Origin of the sequence: Pedobacter africanus (assembly GCF_900176535.1) — a bacterium.
Classification (GTDB): domain Bacteria; phylum Bacteroidota; class Bacteroidia; order Sphingobacteriales; family Sphingobacteriaceae; genus Pedobacter; species Pedobacter africanus.
Genome location: NZ_FWXT01000001.1, coordinates 1,386,541 through 1,403,969, shown reverse-complemented (window position 1 = coordinate 1,403,969; position 17,429 = coordinate 1,386,541). Strand labels below are relative to the sequence as shown.

General features: G+C 44.9%; 13 protein-coding genes. 12 read left to right on the top strand and 1 reads right to left on the bottom strand.

Annotation, left to right across the window (positions count from 1 at the left end):
• Window positions 1-19 precede the first annotated feature (19 nt).
• From B9A91_RS05870 to B9A91_RS05835, 7 genes are all read left to right on the top strand, one after another.
• Entirely contained in the window at window positions 20-1,507 is a 1,488-nt protein-coding gene (locus B9A91_RS05870; RefSeq protein WP_159451651.1) for a RagB/SusD family nutrient uptake outer membrane protein, read from the top strand.
• Window positions 1,508-1,568: 61 nt separating this feature from the next.
• Window positions 1,569-2,654: a TlpA disulfide reductase family protein gene (locus B9A91_RS05865; protein ID WP_159451650.1), complete on the top strand. Its 1,086-nt coding sequence runs from the start codon at window positions 1,569-1,571 to the stop codon at window positions 2,652-2,654.
• A gap of 13 nt (window positions 2,655-2,667) precedes the next feature.
• Window positions 2,668-3,933 (top strand): TlpA family protein disulfide reductase, encoded by a 1,266-nt coding sequence (locus B9A91_RS05860; protein WP_084237451.1) that lies wholly within the window; start codon window positions 2,668-2,670, stop codon window positions 3,931-3,933.
• A 10-nt stretch (window positions 3,934-3,943) separates the two neighbouring features.
• Window positions 3,944-5,167 carry a TlpA disulfide reductase family protein gene (locus B9A91_RS05855; protein WP_084237450.1) on the top strand — a complete coding sequence of 408 codons (1,224 nt, stop codon included), beginning with the start codon at window positions 3,944-3,946 and terminating at the stop codon, window positions 5,165-5,167.
• Window positions 5,164-6,579, top strand: coding sequence for a TlpA disulfide reductase family protein (locus tag B9A91_RS05850; RefSeq protein WP_084237449.1), 1,416 nt, complete (start codon window positions 5,164-5,166; stop codon window positions 6,577-6,579). Before B9A91_RS05855 ends, B9A91_RS05850 begins: the two co-directional genes overlap by 4 nt.
• A gap of 113 nt (window positions 6,580-6,692) precedes the next feature.
• Window positions 6,693-7,175: a hypothetical protein gene (locus B9A91_RS05845; RefSeq protein WP_084237448.1), complete on the top strand. Its 483-nt coding sequence runs from the start codon at window positions 6,693-6,695 to the stop codon at window positions 7,173-7,175.
• Window positions 7,176-7,779: 604 nt separating this feature from the next.
• Entirely contained in the window at window positions 7,780-8,148 is a 369-nt protein-coding gene (locus B9A91_RS05835) for a response regulator (protein WP_084237447.1), read from the top strand.
• Window positions 8,149-8,162: 14 nt separating this feature from the next.
• On the opposite strand, the gene B9A91_RS05830 is transcribed toward B9A91_RS05835, so the two are convergent.
• Window positions 8,163-8,864, bottom strand: coding sequence for a FadR/GntR family transcriptional regulator (locus B9A91_RS05830; protein WP_084237446.1), 702 nt, complete (start codon window positions 8,862-8,864; stop codon window positions 8,163-8,165).
• A 166-nt stretch (window positions 8,865-9,030) separates the two neighbouring features.
• Here B9A91_RS05830 and B9A91_RS05825 point away from each other — a divergent pair, with 166 nt between their 5' ends.
• From B9A91_RS05825 to B9A91_RS05805, 5 genes are all read left to right on the top strand, one after another.
• Window positions 9,031-12,366 (top strand): SusC/RagA family TonB-linked outer membrane protein, encoded by a 3,336-nt coding sequence (locus tag B9A91_RS05825; protein ID WP_084237445.1) that lies wholly within the window; start codon window positions 9,031-9,033, stop codon window positions 12,364-12,366.
• 10 nt (window positions 12,367-12,376) lie between these two features.
• Window positions 12,377-13,960: a RagB/SusD family nutrient uptake outer membrane protein gene (locus tag B9A91_RS05820; protein ID WP_159451649.1), complete on the top strand. Its 1,584-nt coding sequence runs from the start codon at window positions 12,377-12,379 to the stop codon at window positions 13,958-13,960.
• A gap of 75 nt (window positions 13,961-14,035) precedes the next feature.
• On the top strand, window positions 14,036-14,974 hold the full coding sequence (locus B9A91_RS05815) for a dihydrodipicolinate synthase family protein (protein WP_084237443.1): 939 nt from the start codon (window positions 14,036-14,038) through the stop codon (window positions 14,972-14,974).
• A 41-nt stretch (window positions 14,975-15,015) separates the two neighbouring features.
• Complete coding sequence (locus B9A91_RS05810; protein ID WP_235012467.1) at window positions 15,016-16,152, top strand: kelch repeat-containing protein; 1,137 nt, start codon at window positions 15,016-15,018, stop codon at window positions 16,150-16,152.
• A gap of 21 nt (window positions 16,153-16,173) precedes the next feature.
• On the top strand, window positions 16,174-17,415 hold the full coding sequence (locus B9A91_RS05805) for an MFS transporter (protein ID WP_084237441.1): 1,242 nt from the start codon (window positions 16,174-16,176) through the stop codon (window positions 17,413-17,415).
• Window positions 17,416-17,429: the final 14 nt, after the last annotated feature.

Here is a 17,429-nt window from a genome sequence, read left to right as displayed (position 1 = left end):
TTATCAAACAGAATCAGATATGAAAATTTTCGGAAAATATATTTTAGGTTCATTCGCACTGATGGTGGCTATCGTTCAGGTATCCTGCAAACGTGAATTCCTGGAGATTGTGCCTAAAGGTCAGGCGATCGCTATAACAACAGCCGATTATGAGAAGCTATTGAATGCAAATTATTTGGCAACGACGTTCACTGCGGGCGTATATCAGGGAGATGAGATGGCTGCTTTGCAACCTGATTTTAGCAACCTGGAGGGCTCTGAATTGCTCCGGCAGCAGCGCTTGTTTAAGTATGAAGCGCGGGTATACGATGTTGCTGAGTTGCCCAATGAGATTACAGGTGAAACGAACTACATCAGGAGACTTTACCTGTTTAATAAAATAATTAATGAAGTCATGGATTCTAAAGGTGGAAGCGATGACCAGAAACGGGCATTGCTCGCTGAAGCCCAAGCCGGCCGCGCAATCTGTAATTTCATGTTTTTATCAGATTTCACCAAACCCTATAACGTCAACACTGCCGGCAACGATTTAGGGATCCCAAACCTTACTGTGGCAGATGTGACCCAAAAGGATTTTAAAAGAGGGACTTTGCAAGCCGGTTATGATTTGGTAATCCGCGATCTAAATGAGGCTTTACCTAACTTAGGCGCACTTACACATCGCCGCAAGATTTCCAGATTGGCGGCAGAATTTTACCTTTCAAGGGTTTATATCGCGATGAACAATTTCGCCGCTGCAAAAACACATCTCGACGCTGCATTTTTAGAGGCTCAAAAAGCTCAGATTCCTATGAAATTGTATGATTACACGATGGTCCTCGATGCAGATAATCCAGATGCAGAAGGGTCCTGGCTTCCGGATGGCTTTTTCGGGCTGGAAAATGTACCTATTGCAGCCAACAATACAGAAACCATCTATAATATCAATGCAGGTTGGTTTCAATTTCAAGCTGTTAATGCATTTGTATTTGGTCCGCAAACAGCCGCCTTATATGGTTCAACCGACAGACGTCTAAACTTGTATTCGCCTTTTCAATTGTTTACGACGACAGCGTATCCACTTGGAATGAGACGCCGGAATACAGATTTCTTTACAGGAATAAATGTCGGGCCCTCGCTACCCGATTTATACTTAATGCGTGCAGAGTGCAAGGCGCGGTCAAACGATCTATCTGGGGCGGTAACAGATTTGCAAATTTTGCGAGCCAAACGAATTGCGGGCACTGCAGCCCTTGTTCCTTCCGGCATTGCTACAAATCAACAAGCCCTGGTCAGATTTATTTTGGATGAACGCATTCGTGAATTTGCTATTACTGGTTTACGCTGGCTGGATATGAGACGTCTTTCTGTTGATCCTGTATATAGCAATCACATTAAATTCACACACAAGATTTACGATCAGGATGGCATAGAAAAGTCTTCGTATGAGCTTAAGCCGGAAAGGTTCGCGCTTAAATTTGGAGAGCGGATGCTGAATGAAAGTAACGGTTTGCAAGAAAACCCATAAGAAAGAATTACTTAAGCAAATTGCTGCCCGGAAAGGCAGCAATTTGAAATTCAACAGAGATATGAATAAACTAATGATTTGGGCAACGGCTTGTATGTTGCCGGTATTGTCTAACGCACAAACCAGTTATACCATTAAAGGACAGCTGCCCGCCAGCCATAAGGCTGTTAAAGCCGTCATGTCTTATCCCCCTGACGATAAAGGAGGGAAATACAAATCCGACACTACGCTGATTAAAAATGGACAATTTAGATTCAGTGGAAGTATTGAAAGACCTCAGCTTGCGGAGCTGAACCTGATCGTGCCCCGTTCTGAGGCGAAACCGGATAGGCAGCAGTCATCAGATGATGGTGGAAACATGAAAAATGTAGGCCTGTTTTACCTCGACGGCGATGTCAATGTAACCTTCGATAGTGAAGGAATGGCGTCTTATATGGGAGGAGGGAATGAACAAAAAGCATGGGAGTATTATGGAAGAGAGGTTAGCAAACGATCAAAGGATGCAGATAAAAACACGGACGGCATGGCGATGCTGGCGGGGGCAGTCAGGGAGGTGATTCATGCCTATCCAGACAGTTACGTAGCCGTTGATTTATTAGATATATTTACCCAGGCAGCCATTAACCCTGATCTTGTTGGACCGATGTACGATGGATTGAGTAAGCGTATGCAGCAATCTGAGAAGGTACTGAACTGGAAACCGAAATTGGATAAGGCGAGAATTTTCGTAAGCGGAAATATGACGGCTCCAGAGTTTACCATTAATGATACAGAGGGTAAGCCAGTTTCGTTAAGCGCTTACAGGGGCAATTACGTTTTGGTTGATTTTTGGGCCAGTTGGTGTGTCCCATGTCGCCAGGAAAATCCCAATGTTTTAGCCGCCTACGAAAAATACAAGGATAAAAACTTTAAAGTATTGGGCGTTTCGCTGGATACTAAAAAGGAGGCTTGGTTAAAAGCCATTAAGGAAGACAAGCTTCCCTGGAAACAACTTTGCGATTTTAAGGCCGACCAAGGTAAGGCAACAAAGGCCTATGAGGTATCTAGCATACCTTCTAACGTATTGATTGACCCAACTGGCAAAATTGTGGGAAAAGATCTCAGAGGGGGCGAGCTCCATAACCGTTTAGCGGAATTAATTAAATAAACAGCAGATAATTATGAAAAAAATACTCTTTTTGCTTTTACTGATTCCCAGCACGGGCTGGGCACAACAAGGTGTAAAAAAAAACAAATACGGCATCGATGCGTTCATGCTGATTGAGAAGGTTGAAGACCAGGAGAAAAAATACAACGAAATGCTTCGCGTTTCACCTGAAAACCTGACACCTACTGCCCTAAATGATTTTCGGGCAGAACTGGCTTACATGTGGTTGGCCAAGGGTAATGTAGAACGCTATAGATTTTATAAGGCAACCAAACCGAAATTTTCTTACCGCCAGGCACTTTACCTATCTTATGCCGTAGAGAAACTGTTTGATGAAAAACGACAATATGAGGACGCTGCGCAAATCTCGCAGGAACTGTTAAATGACGGGATTACTGAAAAGACTTGCGTATTGTTAGAGGTAAACGCAGCAGCCAATGCCAAATTGGGCCATTTAGATGTGGCGAAAAAACAGATGGCCAAGGCAGATGCCGATAAAGGAAGTGCGGACCGGCTAATTAAGTATTTTAAAGATTCGCAATCAAATTACCTCAATCGTCTGGCCATAGTAAAGTTGGCCACGGGAGCGCATCAAGAGGCATACGATATCCTGTTCAAAGCTTTTAGGGAAGCTGAAAGCAACCCGTATATGGTGGATACATTTAAAGAAGCATTTAAAAAAGTAAAAGGCACTGAAAATGGATTTGAAGATACGCTCAAATCTCTGAAGGCTGAAGCTTACCAAAAATACTATAAAGAAGTGGAGATGTCCTACGTGGCACCAGCACAACAAACACTGGATGGAATCATCCCCGACCCAAACGATGCCAGGAAAAAACTGACCACCTTCCATGCTACAAAGCCAGTTTATGAAGTAACGATGAACAACATGGAGGGGAACGTGGTTAACCTGGCGAACCAGAAAGGAAAGATCCTTGCACTGGATTTTTGGACGACCTTGTGTACGCCATGCGTTGCGGCTTTTGCCGGATTTGAAAAAGTGGTTGCTGACTACAAAAAGGATGAATTCCAGATGTTCGTTGTGAACTTGTTTGAGGAGGGTGAAACCGTAAAGGCTTTTGCTGCTCAGAAACCAATTAAACTGGAAGTATTGAGGGACCAGGAAAATAAGATGTACGACGTCCGTGCAACGCCAACTAAAATCGTATTCGACCCGATGGGGAATATCAGGTTCTTCGCTTCGGGCTATGCCGGTTCAACCGACAGGGAATACTATAAGTTGAAAGCTATGGTGGAAATCATAAAGGCAAGAGGTTAATTGAAAGTATATGAAAAGACTAGTTTTATTGTTGGTACTAATTTCCACGCATGTATACGGGCAGCAGTCATCTAAGGAGATGGCTAAAGAATTTAATGCTCTTGTAAACGTAGAGGACCAGGAGCGGTTCTATAATGAACTTCTCTCAAAATATCCTGCTGACCCGGCAAAGCCAGCACAATACGCTGAATATCGTGCGCAATTGGCAATTGACTGGCTGAAAAAAGGGAATATTGATAGATATCATTTCTACAAGAATACCAATCCCAAATTTACAGCAATTCAATTGTTCGAGCTTTCTAACCTGCTGGAATCCTGGGTAGACGATGATCAGCATATTGAATGGGTACAACAAATTTCAAAACAGGTTTTGGGCGAAATCGCGCTAAAAAGGCATGATGATACCTTTGATCGGAACGGTGTTTTGCTTGAAGTGAATGCAGTGGCTAATGCCAAACTCGGCAACCTGGCTATTGCGATGGAGAATATCAAAAAGTCGGATAAAAATGCCACGTTCAGGAAATTTCCATATTTCAGAAATTCCAATGCCAATTACCTGAACCGCCTTGGCCTGATCTTATTGGCAGCCGGCCGGCATCAACAGGCATTCGATACCCTGTCTAAGGCGGTGCGTACTGCAGCCTCCACACCAAAAACAGTTGTCAGTTTGAAAGCTGCTTACCAGAAGGTAAAAGGCAGTAAAAGCGGGATGGACAAATATATCAGTTCACTACAGGAAGAAGCCTATCAGAAAGTTGCAAAGGAAGTTGCCAAGGCCTGGATTGCCGATACCAAACCTGTACCAGATGTTACTTTAACAGATATGAACGGCAAGGCCGTTAAGTTAGCTGATTACAAAGGTAAAATTGTGGTGATCGATTTTTGGAGTACTGCCTGCAAACCATGCGTAGCGGCGTTTCCGGCATTCGAGCGTGCAATTAATTTGTATGGTAAGGAACCTTTTCAGTTGTTTGTTATCAATGAGGGGGAGAGCCCGGATATTGTGAAACCCTATATGGAAAAGAAAGGCTACAAACTTGATGTGTTATTTGATCAGGATGAAACAATGTTCAAAGCGCTGGGTGCATTGGGTACGCCTCAGAAATTTATCATCAATGCGAAGGGAGACATCAATCAAACAGGCATAGGTTATGCAGGTTCAGATGATAAAGAATTTTATAAGTTGAAAGCTATGGTGGAACTCGCCAAAGTAAAATTAACGAATAGCAAATGAGAGAATTAATTTTTATAATGCTGATGCTCAGTTGTTTGAGCGTGGTGGCGCAACAAAGGGAAAAAGAAGGTAATAATGCTAAATTAGCAGTATTAAAGCAAACAAAAAATAAAACGGTCCTCAATCAGAGGATCAAAGATTTGGAAAATGGTTCCGATCAGGACTTATGGACATTGATTCAGTATTATGATAAAAATGAAGTCAAAAAAAATGCGGTAACCAGGATTCTGCTCAAAAAATACCCCAATAGTAAAAATGCCCAAATGATGAGAATCACCTCCTTTCTTAACATCAAAGGAGTGGAAAACATGGAAGCTCATTTGCAAAATATGATCAAAGATTATCCGAATGTCAATTTAGATATGGAGAAAAACTTTATGGCGACTATGTATGCTACTGAAATGAACCCTGCGAAAACACGGCAATATATCAACTCCATTGCTAATCCGGGATTTCGATTACAGTCCCTGGTGATGTCAACTCAGGAAATGGCTGCGATAAATAACACAAAGGCTTTGGATTTTGCCACCAGCGAATTAGAAAACGCGAAAAAAATGAAAGATAAGACCGCATTAAGTGGTCCCCCGAAAATAGATCCGAAATCTGCTTATTATGATTTTATTAACCTTTATGGTAAGTTACTCTTTAAAGCCGGGAAAAATGATGAAGCGTTCAGGTATACTTCCGAAGCTTATCGTAACATTAAAAATAAGGATGGGGAATTGATTGAAAATTATGCTTTCCTTTCCAGTTTGAACGGCGACTACGCACAAGCGCTACCCATATTGGCAAAAGCCGTTGCGGCAGGGAAGCTTGAGCAGAAGTACATCGATCAGGTTAAAAAAGGTTATACAAAGTTGAACCCCGATAAGGATGCTGATGCCTACATTCAGGGCTTGAAAGATACTTTTATCAAAAAAATTAAGGCAGATATTTCACCGATGTTGATTAGTGAAGCGGCACCAAATTTTACGGTAACAGATGTGAACGGAAAAGTAGTTTCTTTGGCTGATTTTAAAGGAAAAACCATTGTACTGGATTTTTGGGCAACCTGGTGCGGACCATGTGTAGCGTCATTTCCAGCTATGCAGATGGCTGTGAACCGCTACAAGAATGACCCGGATGTAAAATTTCTCTTCATTTACACCTGGAATAATGTACCGGATCTGTTAAATGATGGTAAAGATTTTCTGGCCAAACGCAATTATACATTCGATTTGTACCTGGATCCGAGAAATCCCGACACCAAGCATAGTGCAGCTGCAGATGCTTTCAAAATAGACGGGATCCCTGCCAAATTTATCATTGATGGTAATGGAAAGATCCGCTTTAAAGTGGAAGGATTTGAAGGGAAAGATGAGGCTGTTGCAGAAGAAGTGGTACAAATGGTAGAGATGGCGCGTAAAACATGATCAATTCCAGTGCCTGGGTATAGATTTGGGCTTTTATAGTATAAGGTACCATCTCTCGGCTTCAACCCTGAACATTCTGGTTTCGGGATTGTTCTTCTTAAAACATCATAACTATGGAAACGATATTAAAACCATTTCTGGACCTTATGCGTGAAATTTACATAGGTTCTGAAAACGAAGAAGTCTGGATTATTGATGCCAAGCCGGGGCATGGCCTAACGATGACTATAAAGGAATTAACAGCCAAACAGGCATCTACACCGCAAGTAAAGGGCGGATCAACAGTAGCGGCCCATGTGGAGCATTTAAGATGGAGTATTGAATTTGCAATGGAGTTTTACCAGGGCCGGCAGCCGGAAGGGAATTGGGCAGAAAGCTGGAAAATACATGAAGTAAATGAAGAACAATGGGAGCAGCTGCAGCTTGCATTGCTGGTCGCTTATCAGAAATTGGTTTATGCAATCAAAGATGTTAAAGACTGGTCGAACCCTTTTTTATTGAAAGGCACCCTGGCGTTATTGCCCCATGCGGCCTACCACCTTAGCGCCATTAAGCAGCTAATTATTGCAGCCAATAGTGACAGTGTACAGCATTAGCTACAATCACTCCCAACTATTGAGCTAAATGAGCGCTAACAGCAGGATGCATTGGGGTTTAGTGGGATTAAGGTGCCTTTTAGCAATCTCAATGTGGTTATTGGTTTCTTCCGTATGTTTTTCAAAAGCCGCGGCCAGCAATGTCTTTCAACTCATCTACAAAGAATTCATGGAATTCTGAATTTTCCATTTTTCCGGTTTTTGATTTTGTGTTTGTTTTAGGGGCAGTCTTTGTGCCGGCCTGTGTTTTTAGCTGCCATAATTATTGTTTAATAAAGGTAAATGTTCTGGATGTTTCAGCTGTATTTGAAACAACTGGGGGTAATAACCGCTGGCATAAAAATTTGTTTAAGATTTTCCGAAAAAAGATCAACGCACAAGGTTAAAGTGGCCAGAAGCCGACCTGCAGCCCTACGGTTTTTTAACAGGCCCAGAGAAACAGCGAAGTGTTAAAACCGGTATGCTTACCAGGATCAGGTCTGTTTTTGAAAGATCTGGTTCCCGTTAATCAGGATTTACAAATCAATATAAATATACTCCTCTTTTATGCATAGGGTATTGGTCTTTTTCTTATATTTAGTACAAAACAATCTCATTTAAACCGATGAAGAAAAAGGTGGTTTTAGTTCAGGACAATAAAGAGGTCCTTGAAATCATGGACCAGGTGTTAGACGAAGAAGGATTTGAAGTTACTTCATCATTAACAACCGAGCCCATCGAAAAAATTGATCAGATTGAGCCCGATGTTGTGGTGATTGATGACCACATTCAGGGAAGTAAAAAAGGCTCTAAAGTAATTAAAGAACTGAAGTCCGATCCGGAAACTGAGGGCATCCCTGCAGTACTGACCTCAACTTCAGCCCAGCTGCCCAAGCTGGCGGAGGAAAGCAAAGCCGACGATTATATCCAAAAACCTTTTGATTTAGACCATATGGTTGATGTGGTTAAAAGGAATAGTGAAAATGAGGAGTAGCAGCAAGTGGAGAGTTATTCAAATAACCTTGCAAAATGGTTCTCCAGGTGATTGCGCATGGCATTCCTGAACAGTTCCGGAGAACCATTTTCCAGGGTATCTACCAGTCCTTTATGGGATACGAATTTATGGATATGCGTTTGTTTTTTCAGCAGGCCGCTATTGTGCACATAATCAAATACGGGAAGCAGCATTTTTTGAAATGTTTTAAGTGATTCGTTGCCTGTAATTTCATAGAGTTTGCCATGAAAAATAATTTCATGGTCTATATGAAAAATATAATTCTGCGAAGTATCCGGTTCGTTTTTTACAATTTCCTTTAATTCGGCAATGTCTTCCGGGGTTACCCGCTGGAAAAGAAAATCGGCCATGCCAATTTCAAGCGCCAGCCTGATCTCAAATATTCCTTTTAAGGTTTCCTGATCAAGAATATGGGGGTTCATACTTTTGCTCATGATACCAAAAATATCGGGGCTGGTAATAACGGAGCCTTTTTTCTTCTTGGTTTCTATCAGGCCCATCATCCGTAGGCGGAGTATCGCCTCGCGGGCCACGGTGCGGCTTACGCCCAATGTTTTGGAGAGGTCCAGTTCCGTAGGTATAATGTCGCCCACTTTTAATTTCCTGTCGCGCAGCAGCTGCACCAGGTTTGCCTCCACTTTATCTACCAACGAACTGGTATCGAGCGGCTGAAAGGATTCGGCTATGCTTTCCATTATTATGTATGATAATATTGTTTGTGTTGAGGTGTTCTGGGGCCAAATATAAGCGTATTGCCCTAAATATGAAAAAATAAATTGGAATATTCTTGGAATATAGAAATAAAACTCTTTACCTTAGTGGTATTATGTTATACATAATCCTTAACCAAACCTGTACAATATGAAAAGACTTTACCAAAACTATGTCAACAAAGTCCTGTTGACATTACTAGTAAGCATCATTGTGCTTACGGCAAGAGGGCAGGCACAGCAGCTCTCCGGGCGGGTAACCGACCCCGACAAAAAACCGGTTCCCGGTGCCAGTATATTAATTAAGGGAACCCGGAACGGAACGGCCTCCAATACAGATGGCAGATTTGTGATTGCCGTTAAATCCGGAGATGTATTGATGATCAGTTCAACGGGCTACCTGCCCCAGGAGCTTGCCATTACCAGCCAGAAGCAAGTTGAGGTGATGCTCCAGCCAGACAATAAGGGGCTTGAAGAGGTGGTTGTTGTGGGCTATGGAACCATGAAACGTTCACAGATCACGGGCTCGGTTTCCAAGCTGGACAGCAGGGTACTGGAAACAGGTGTGCGTTCCAACCCTTCATCTGCACTGGCAGGCACTATTCCGGGCTTAAGGGTACAGCAAAGTTCGGGCAGGCCGGGGGCCGTGGCCAGTATTGTATTGCGGGGCGGAACGGATTATGACGGTTTCGGTTCGCCACTGGTAATGGTAGACGGTTTTCTCAGGAGCGGGTTCAGTGAGATCAACCAGGAAGATATCGAATCTATTGAAGTGCTGAAAGACGCTTCGGCTACCGCCATCTATGGGGCAAGGGCAAATAACGGTGTGGTACTGATCACTACCAAAAAAGGAAAAGCAGGGGTTTCCAACATTTCTTTGCAGGCCAGGTCTGGAATCAATACACTGAATGACCCCTTCAATTTTATAAATGCAGAACAATACCTGAACTGGTCGCGCAGGGCCATACTGGTATCCGGGCAATACGAAGCCTCGCGTCTTACCCAACTGAACGCGCCAGGGCCATTCGGCACGGGGAACATCTATAAAGATGCAAACGGAAATTACTACGATGGTAACGTAAATTCTTCGGCAGTGTGGAGCCCGATGTTTTTAGATGCGGTAAACCGTGAAAAGCTGGACGCAGGATGGCAGGTGATGAAAGATCCTGTTCCTACAAACGCCCTTGGTGCTTATGATATCAACGGTACCTACAAGGACATTATCTTTAAAGATTTTAATTATGCGGATTATGCTTTAAAAAAACAAAGCCTTACCCAGGATTATAATGCTTCGGTAACAGGCGGTAACGACAAAGGCAGGTATTACGCCGGTATTGGTTATTATACCGAGAAAGGTATGCCCATCAATACCTTTTACAACCGCTTAACTTTTTTACTGAACGGCGAATATAAAATAAAACCCTGGCTGAGCTCCATTTCTTCGCTCAATTTTGCAGATGCCAAATGGAGGAACCCTTCTTTAATTGCCGAGGGTGATTACCTGGGCAGGATGCTTGGGGCGCCGCCCACGCTGCGGGGCACCAATGAAAAAGGAGAACTGCTGATTGGCCGTGCCGGTGGCGATGGCAACCCGGCGGTTTATGACGGGCAGCTTATCCGGAAAAACAATACCGATAAATTTACCTTATCGCAGGCTTTTAAAGTTGATTTTACGAAAAGCCTGTCGTTAAAAGCGAGCGGTAACCTGTTTTATGACGAAGGGCTTTACGAAAGCTTCAATAAAGATTACCTGAACGGGCCGGGCAGCCTCAACATCACGCGGTCCAGCAGTGCAAGTTTTGGACGGGAGCTGAGCCAGACCTATAATGCCGTTATCAATTACAATGAAACCATCGCCGAAAAACACAACGTTAGTGCTACGGTTGGCTCGGAATTCTATGATTTTTACAGCAGGGGGCTATCTGCGGCAGGGAGCGGGGCACCAACAGATGACTTTATGGACCTGGCTTTAACCAATTCGGATAAAGACAGAAGGTCGATCGATTCGTACCATACCAGGAGAAGGATCCTGTCTTTCTTTGGCACAGTAAATTACGACTACGACAAAAGGTACCTGCTTCAGCTCACCGCCCGAAGGGATGGTTATTCTACGCTGATCAATAACCGCTGGGGAACATTTCCTGCGGTATCGCTGGGCTGGAACCTGCACAACGAAAAATTCCTGGCCAACTATTTTGGCAGGGTGCTGAACAAGTTAAAACTCAGGGCCAGCTACGGGGAGAGCGGCAATGTGAACAGCAACTTTATAGGTGCCTATACCTTGCAGGGTGCCTATGGTACCACACGTTATGACGGTGCTGTTGGGTACAGCCTTACCGGACTGCCCTTCCCGAACCTGAGGTGGGAAAATTCAAAAACCGTTGAGTTTGGACTGGAGGCTACATTGTTCAATAAAATTGATTTTACGGCAGCCTATTACAAACGTAAAACGGAAGATAAAATATCATCCTTCATTTTACCCGCAACTGCTGGCATGACCAGCCTGACCACCAATAACGGGAGCATGCAGAACCAGGGCCTGGAGCTGGACCTGAATTACAGGGTGATCAGCGAGGGCGACTGGAACTTTAGTGTGAACGCCAATGCCGCATTTAACAGGAATAAAATCCTTAAACTGCCTTTCAATGGGCTTCCAAACAACAGGCAGGGTGGCTTAGAGGTATACGATCCGAAAAGCGGACAGGTGATTTTTGTAGGGGGCTACCAGGAAGGACAGGATCCGAATGTGGCCTATGCCTATGTGGCCAACGGGCTTTACCGCACGCAGGCCGATCTGGATGCCATTGACCCGGCTTTCCGGGACCTGCAGGGCAACAGGGTGCTGCTACCGCCTGTAGCGTATAATGCATTGACCACTGCACAGAAAAATAACTTTTTCCCTATCGCACTGGGCGATGTGAAATGGGCAGACCTGAACGGCGACAATGTGATAGACTTTAAAGACCGGGCCTATATGGGGCGTACCAAGCCCAGCTGGACCGGCGGTTTTGGTACCTATTTAAAGTACAAGGACTTTTCTTTAAGCACCCGATGGGATTATGCTTTGGGCTTTGTACAGTTTGACGGGCCGCGTGCCTGGTTTCTGGGAAACATGCAGGGAACTTTCAATACCACAACCGATGTACTGGATACCTATACACCCGATCATGTCAATGCAAAATACCCAACTTATTACTGGGCAGATCAGCTGTACAAAAATAACCTGAACAGGGGCTCAAGCATGTTGTATAAAAAAGGCGATTACCTGGCCTTCAGGGAAGCAAGCCTGAGTTATAGTCTGCCAAGGCGACTGGCGCAGAAAATAAAAAGCGAAGGGGTAGTGCTGAGTATCACGGGCCAAAACCTCACCTATTTTAGTGAGTCAACCTTGTTCTCACCTGAAGTTTATGGTGGCCAGGGCATCAGCGGCTCTTCAGGTTATCCGCTGCCGCGTACAATTATTTTCGGTGCAAAATTTACTTTTTAAACTATCTGAGATGAAAGCAAACTATATTTTATCCATACTCCTGGCAGGACTTGTACTGTGTACATTTAATGCCTGCAAAAAACTGGAACTTGCTCCGGAAGATTATTTTGGAAGCGGAAATTTCTGGAAAAACAAATCGCAGGTGGAAGGGGCAATGCTGGGCCTGCACAGTACACTACGGGGGCAGCAGTTTACACTTTTTACCATGGGAGAGCTGCGCAGCGGGGTGTTCAACAGCCAAACCAGTGGCACAGGCTCTTCTTCACTCAATTCTGGCAATTTTATCCGCCAGGACATTCGCGAGTCGAGCCCGGGCTTATCGGGCTGGGCGGGTTTTTATGCAGACATATTCCAGATCAATAACTTTATTTACCAGGTAGGCCAGACCAATTTCCTATCGGCCGAAGATAAAGGCTATTATTTAGGGCAGGCTTATGGGCTGCGGGCCTTATACTATTTTCATTTGTACCGAACATTTGGCCGTGTGCCGCTGGCTACCGAGCCTAAAGTGCTGACCAATACGCCAACCAGTTCTGATCAGGCTTATTTGCCCAGGGCAAAATCTGAAAAAGAGACGCTGGATTTTATCAAATCCGATATCGGTCAGTCTGAAACAAATTTCAACAATGTGTTTACCACAAAAAACCAGAAGGCACAGTGGTCGCTTGCCGCCACACTGATGTTAAAAGGAGAAGTGTACCTGTGGTCGGCAAAAGTGCTTACCGATGGGCAGAACCCTTCCAATACGGCTGCTGATCTGAGTGCAGCAAGAGCTGCACTGGAAACCATTATCCCTAAGTACAATCTGCAGGGCAGTTTTGCCAGTGTGTTCAATAGCGCAGGGGTTCCGGCCAACAAAGGCAATAACGAAATCATATTTGCCCTCCGTTATGCCTATCCCGAAGCGGCAAATGCGGCAAGCCAGTTTGTTTACCAGCAGGCAGATAACATGGCGGGCTTTTTAAACGCTGCCGGGCAGCCTTATACTTCAGATCCGCTGAGCATTGCGGGCAGCAGTTCCATTATCCGCTACGAATACAAATACGATCTGTTTAGCAGGTACGACGCCAACGACACGCGTAGGGCGGCTACCTTCTTTGACTATTACAAAGCGCCAACAGCTACAAACCGCTTTATCATGATGACCAAGTTTATGGGCGCCATTACCGAAGGCATACGCAGGTTTGTAGACGATATTCCGATGTACCGCCTGCCCGATGCGGTTCTGCTGCTTGCCGAGATAAAAAACAAACAGGGACAAGACCCTTCTGCAGAAATCAACCGCATAAGGCAGCGCGCCTATGGCAATAACCCTTATCCTGTTTATGCAAACGGAAGCTTTGAACAGAATGAACTGGCCATTCTGGAAGAAAGGACCAAAGAGTTTGTTTTTGAAGGCAAACGCTGGTACGACCTGCGCCGTATGCAGGATGCTTCGGGCAGTCCGCTGGTTTTCAGAAAAGACCTGCCGCTGATTGGGGTGCTCGATAAAGCAACAGAAGCCTACAAGCTTGTGCTGCCGATTGACAGGAATACCCTGAATAACGATGAGACCCTTAAAAACGACCAGAATACCGGTTATCCGGGCACCTGAGGAACAACTTTACGGCCGGCAGCTTATGCCGGCTGTAGGTAAAAACAGCAGCCGACCATTAAAAACAATACATAGATGAAATTTAAAAAAATTGAAGGTTTAATTGCCGCTCCTTTTACACCTATGGATGAAAAAGGAAACTTAAATCTGGGGCTCATCCCTGATTATTACCGCTTTCTGAAGGCCAACCAGGTTGCGGGTGCTTTTATCTGCGGCTCTACGGGTGAAGGGGTTTCACTGACCAGTGCCGAAAAAAAGAAAGTGGCAGCCGCCTGGGCAGATTGTACTGCGCAGGATGATGCGTTCAAAGTGATGCTGCTGCTGGGCGGTACCAGCATTGCAGATTGCAAAGAGCTGGCCTTGTATGCCAGCGAGATCGGTTTATATGCGGTATCTTTCACTTCGCCTTTTTATTTTAAGCCGGCAAACGCAGGCATACTGGCAGATGCATGTGCTGAAATTGCGGCGGCAGTACCTGATATGCCTTTTTATTACTATCATATTCCGGTACTTACCGGAGGGAATTATGCCATGTACGATCTTTTACAGGCTATTGACGGGCGGGTACATAATTTTGCCGGCATCAAATATACCCATGAAGATTTTATGGATTTCCAAAGCTGCATGAACTTTAAGGAAGGTAAGTATGACATGCTTTGGGGCCGGGATGAGAACATGCTTTCGGCATTGGTGCTGGGCGCAAAAGGAGCTGTAGGCAGTACATTCAATTATGCTGCACCGCTATACCACGAGCTGATTTCGGCTTTTAATACCCGCAACCTGGCCCATGCACGTGTGCTTCAGCAAAAATCTATAGACATGATCAGGTTGCTGGGTAAATATGGGGGCATTGCTGTAGGCAAGGCTTATATGAAACTTGCAGGAATGGATTGCGGTGAATTCAGGCTGCCGGTAAAAAACATGGACGGCCTGCAGTTTGAGTTGTTTAAAAAGGATGTGGAACAGCTGGATTTTGATAATTTTAAATCTGTTTGGCCAGTTGGCAGATCCTGATGATTTAGTTTATGTACAAAATTAGCTGTCTTTTATTTTATATGATGTTGGCAACAGGACTTGTTTTTTCCCAGGAAAATGAACAGCCGAAAGTAAAGTGGATGGCCTCTGCACGGCTGCAGGATGTTAACGGAGCGGCATCTCTGGGATTTGCAGGGATGATCAGCGGTGTTGATCAGGGCCTGCTGCTTTTGGCCGGAGGGGCAAATTTTCCGGAGAAAATGCCATGGGACGGGGGGAAAAAGCATTACTCCGATGCAATACAGGTACTGCAGCGTACAGAATCGGGCTTTGTATGGAATGGGGATTTTAGCGGGCAGTTGCCAGAACCTGTTGCCTATTGTGGCAGTGTTTCTACTCCGGCGGGTATAGTTTATGCCGGAGGTGAAAATGAAAATGGCCCTTCCAGCCGTGCTTACCTATTGAAACTGGATTTAAGTGCAAAAGCTGTAAAAGTAAACCCATTGCCGGAATTGCCCCTGGCGCTTACAAATATTGGGCTAACGCATATCGGAAATGTGGTGTACGCAGCTGGCGGAGATGGCAAAACAGGTTCTTCGGCCGGCTTTTTTAGCCTGGACCTGGAGAATCCTAAAGCGGGCTGGACAAAGCTGCCCCCATTGCCCCTTGCCCTTGCCAACGCCGTAGTGCTAACACAAACCACAGGCCAGGGGATTGGGATATATGTGATAGGCGGAAGAACAAAAAATCCTTCAGGAATCAGTACATTGAGGTCAACAACATTTGTATATGATGTTAAAAACCGGTTGTGGAAGAAAGCTGCAGCAATATCAGATGGGAAAAATGCCCTGCATTTTTCTGCAGGTACAGGGCTTGCCTGTGCCGGTCATTTTATCCTGATTATGGGTGGGGATACCGGAGAAATCTTCCACCGGATAGAAAATTATATTGCGCAGATAGCCAGGGCAAAAGATAAAGCAGAAAAAAACAAGCTGGTAAAGGCAAAAAATAAGCTGAGCGTTTATCATAAAGGCTTTTACCGAGGGCTGCTGTTGTACAATACGCTGAGCAATGCGTGGACAAAAATAGCAGAACTGCCTTTCCCGGCCCAGGTAACCACAACTGCGGTTTTTTGGGAAGGCAACATCGTAATTCCCAGCGGGGAAGTTAAACCGGGCATACGTACACCCGAGGTCAGGCTGGGCAGAATTGAGTAATTTAACAGGAAAAAAACATACATGACAAATACAAAAACATATGCCTGGGTAGTTGTAGGCTTGCTTTGGGTGGTGGCCTTGCTGAATTACATGGACAGGCAAATGCTGTCTACGATGAAACCAGCCATGCAGGCAGATATCATTGAACTGCAGTCGGCCATTAATTTTGGCAAGCTGATGGCCATATTTTTATGGATATACGGTTTCATGAGCCCGGTTTCGGGCATTATAGCCGATAGATTAAACCGTAAATGGTTGATTGTAGGGAGTTTGTTTGTGTGGTCTGCAGTGACCTGGCTAATGGGCTATGCCACTGATTTCAGCCAGGTTTATTGGCTACGGGCCTTAATGGGTGTAAGTGAAGCACTGTATATTCCGGCCGGGCTGTCTTTAATCGCAGATTACCATACTTCAAAAACCAGGTCGCTGGCTATAGGTATCCACATGACGGGCCTTTACATGGGCCAGGCATTGGGTGGTTTCGGTGCAGTTATAGCCGAGCGTTTTTCCTGGGAGGCAACGTTTCATGCATTTGGCTTTGCAGGTATAGTTTATGCGCTGGTGCTGGTTGTTTTCCTGAAAGAGAAAAAACATAGGGAACAAGCGGCAGTGGAAGGTGGTGCCGGTTTAAAACCTTCGGTTTTTAAAGGGCTGGCCCTGCTTTTTACGAATAGCGCTTTCTGGACCATCCTTTTCTATTTTGCAGTGCCCAGTTTGCCTGGCTGGGCGGCAAAAAACTGGCTGCCTACCTTGTTTGCAGAGAATTTAAAAATCCCTATGTCTACCGCAGGGCCGCTTTCAACCATAACCATTGCCGCGTCTTCTTTTCTGGGGGTAATTGCAGGTGGCATCTTATCTGACCGCTGGGTGCAGAAAAATGTAAGAGGCAGGGTGTATACCGGTGCTATAGGACTGGCACTTACCATCCCTTCTTTGCTGATGCTGGGCTTCGGGCATTCACTTTTTTATGTGGCAGGTGCCGCGGTAGGTTTTGGTGTAGGTTTTGGGATGTTCGATGCCAACAATATGCCCATACTGTGCCAGTTTGTTTCGGCAAGGCATAGGGCCACAGCCTACGGACTGATGAATATGACGGGTGTATTTGCAGGTGCTTATGTAACCGATCTGCTGGGCAAATCATCTGATGGAGGGCATTTGGGACGTGATTTTGCCATGCTGGCCGCGGTGGTGTTGCTGGCTTTACTGGTGCAATTGTATTTTTTAAGGCCAAAGCTGAACGATTTTTCGGAATCCGGAAGCTGAGGTTTAACTTTTAA

What these genes read in the sequence shown, in the direction of transcription:
- B9A91_RS05850 (WP_084237449.1), top strand. Translation starts at nt 5,164, where the DNA reads ATGAGAGAATTAATTTTTATAATGCTGATGCTCAGTTGTTTGAGCGTG.
- B9A91_RS05835 (WP_084237447.1), top strand. Translation starts at nt 7,780, where the DNA reads ATGAAGAAAAAGGTGGTTTTAGTTCAGGACAATAAAGAGGTCCTTGAA.
- B9A91_RS05865 (WP_159451650.1), top strand. Translation starts at nt 1,569, where the DNA reads ATGAATAAACTAATGATTTGGGCAACGGCTTGTATGTTGCCGGTATTG.
- B9A91_RS05825 (WP_084237445.1), top strand. Translation starts at nt 9,031, where the DNA reads ATGAAAAGACTTTACCAAAACTATGTCAACAAAGTCCTGTTGACATTA.
- B9A91_RS05805 (WP_084237441.1), top strand. Translation starts at nt 16,174, where the DNA reads ATGACAAATACAAAAACATATGCCTGGGTAGTTGTAGGCTTGCTTTGG.
- B9A91_RS05845 (WP_084237448.1), top strand. Translation starts at nt 6,693, where the DNA reads ATGGAAACGATATTAAAACCATTTCTGGACCTTATGCGTGAAATTTAC.
- B9A91_RS05810 (WP_235012467.1), top strand. Translation starts at nt 15,016, where the DNA reads ATGATGTTGGCAACAGGACTTGTTTTTTCCCAGGAAAATGAACAGCCG.
- B9A91_RS05855 (WP_084237450.1), top strand. Translation starts at nt 3,944, where the DNA reads ATGAAAAGACTAGTTTTATTGTTGGTACTAATTTCCACGCATGTATAC.
- B9A91_RS05870 (WP_159451651.1), top strand. Translation starts at nt 20, where the DNA reads ATGAAAATTTTCGGAAAATATATTTTAGGTTCATTCGCACTGATGGTG.
- B9A91_RS05860 (WP_084237451.1), top strand. Translation starts at nt 2,668, where the DNA reads ATGAAAAAAATACTCTTTTTGCTTTTACTGATTCCCAGCACGGGCTGG.
- B9A91_RS05830 (WP_084237446.1), bottom strand. Translation starts at nt 8,864, where the DNA reads ATGGAAAGCATAGCCGAATCCTTTCAGCCGCTCGATACCAGTTCGTTG.
- B9A91_RS05820 (WP_159451649.1), top strand. Translation starts at nt 12,377, where the DNA reads ATGAAAGCAAACTATATTTTATCCATACTCCTGGCAGGACTTGTACTG.
- B9A91_RS05815 (WP_084237443.1), top strand. Translation starts at nt 14,036, where the DNA reads ATGAAATTTAAAAAAATTGAAGGTTTAATTGCCGCTCCTTTTACACCT.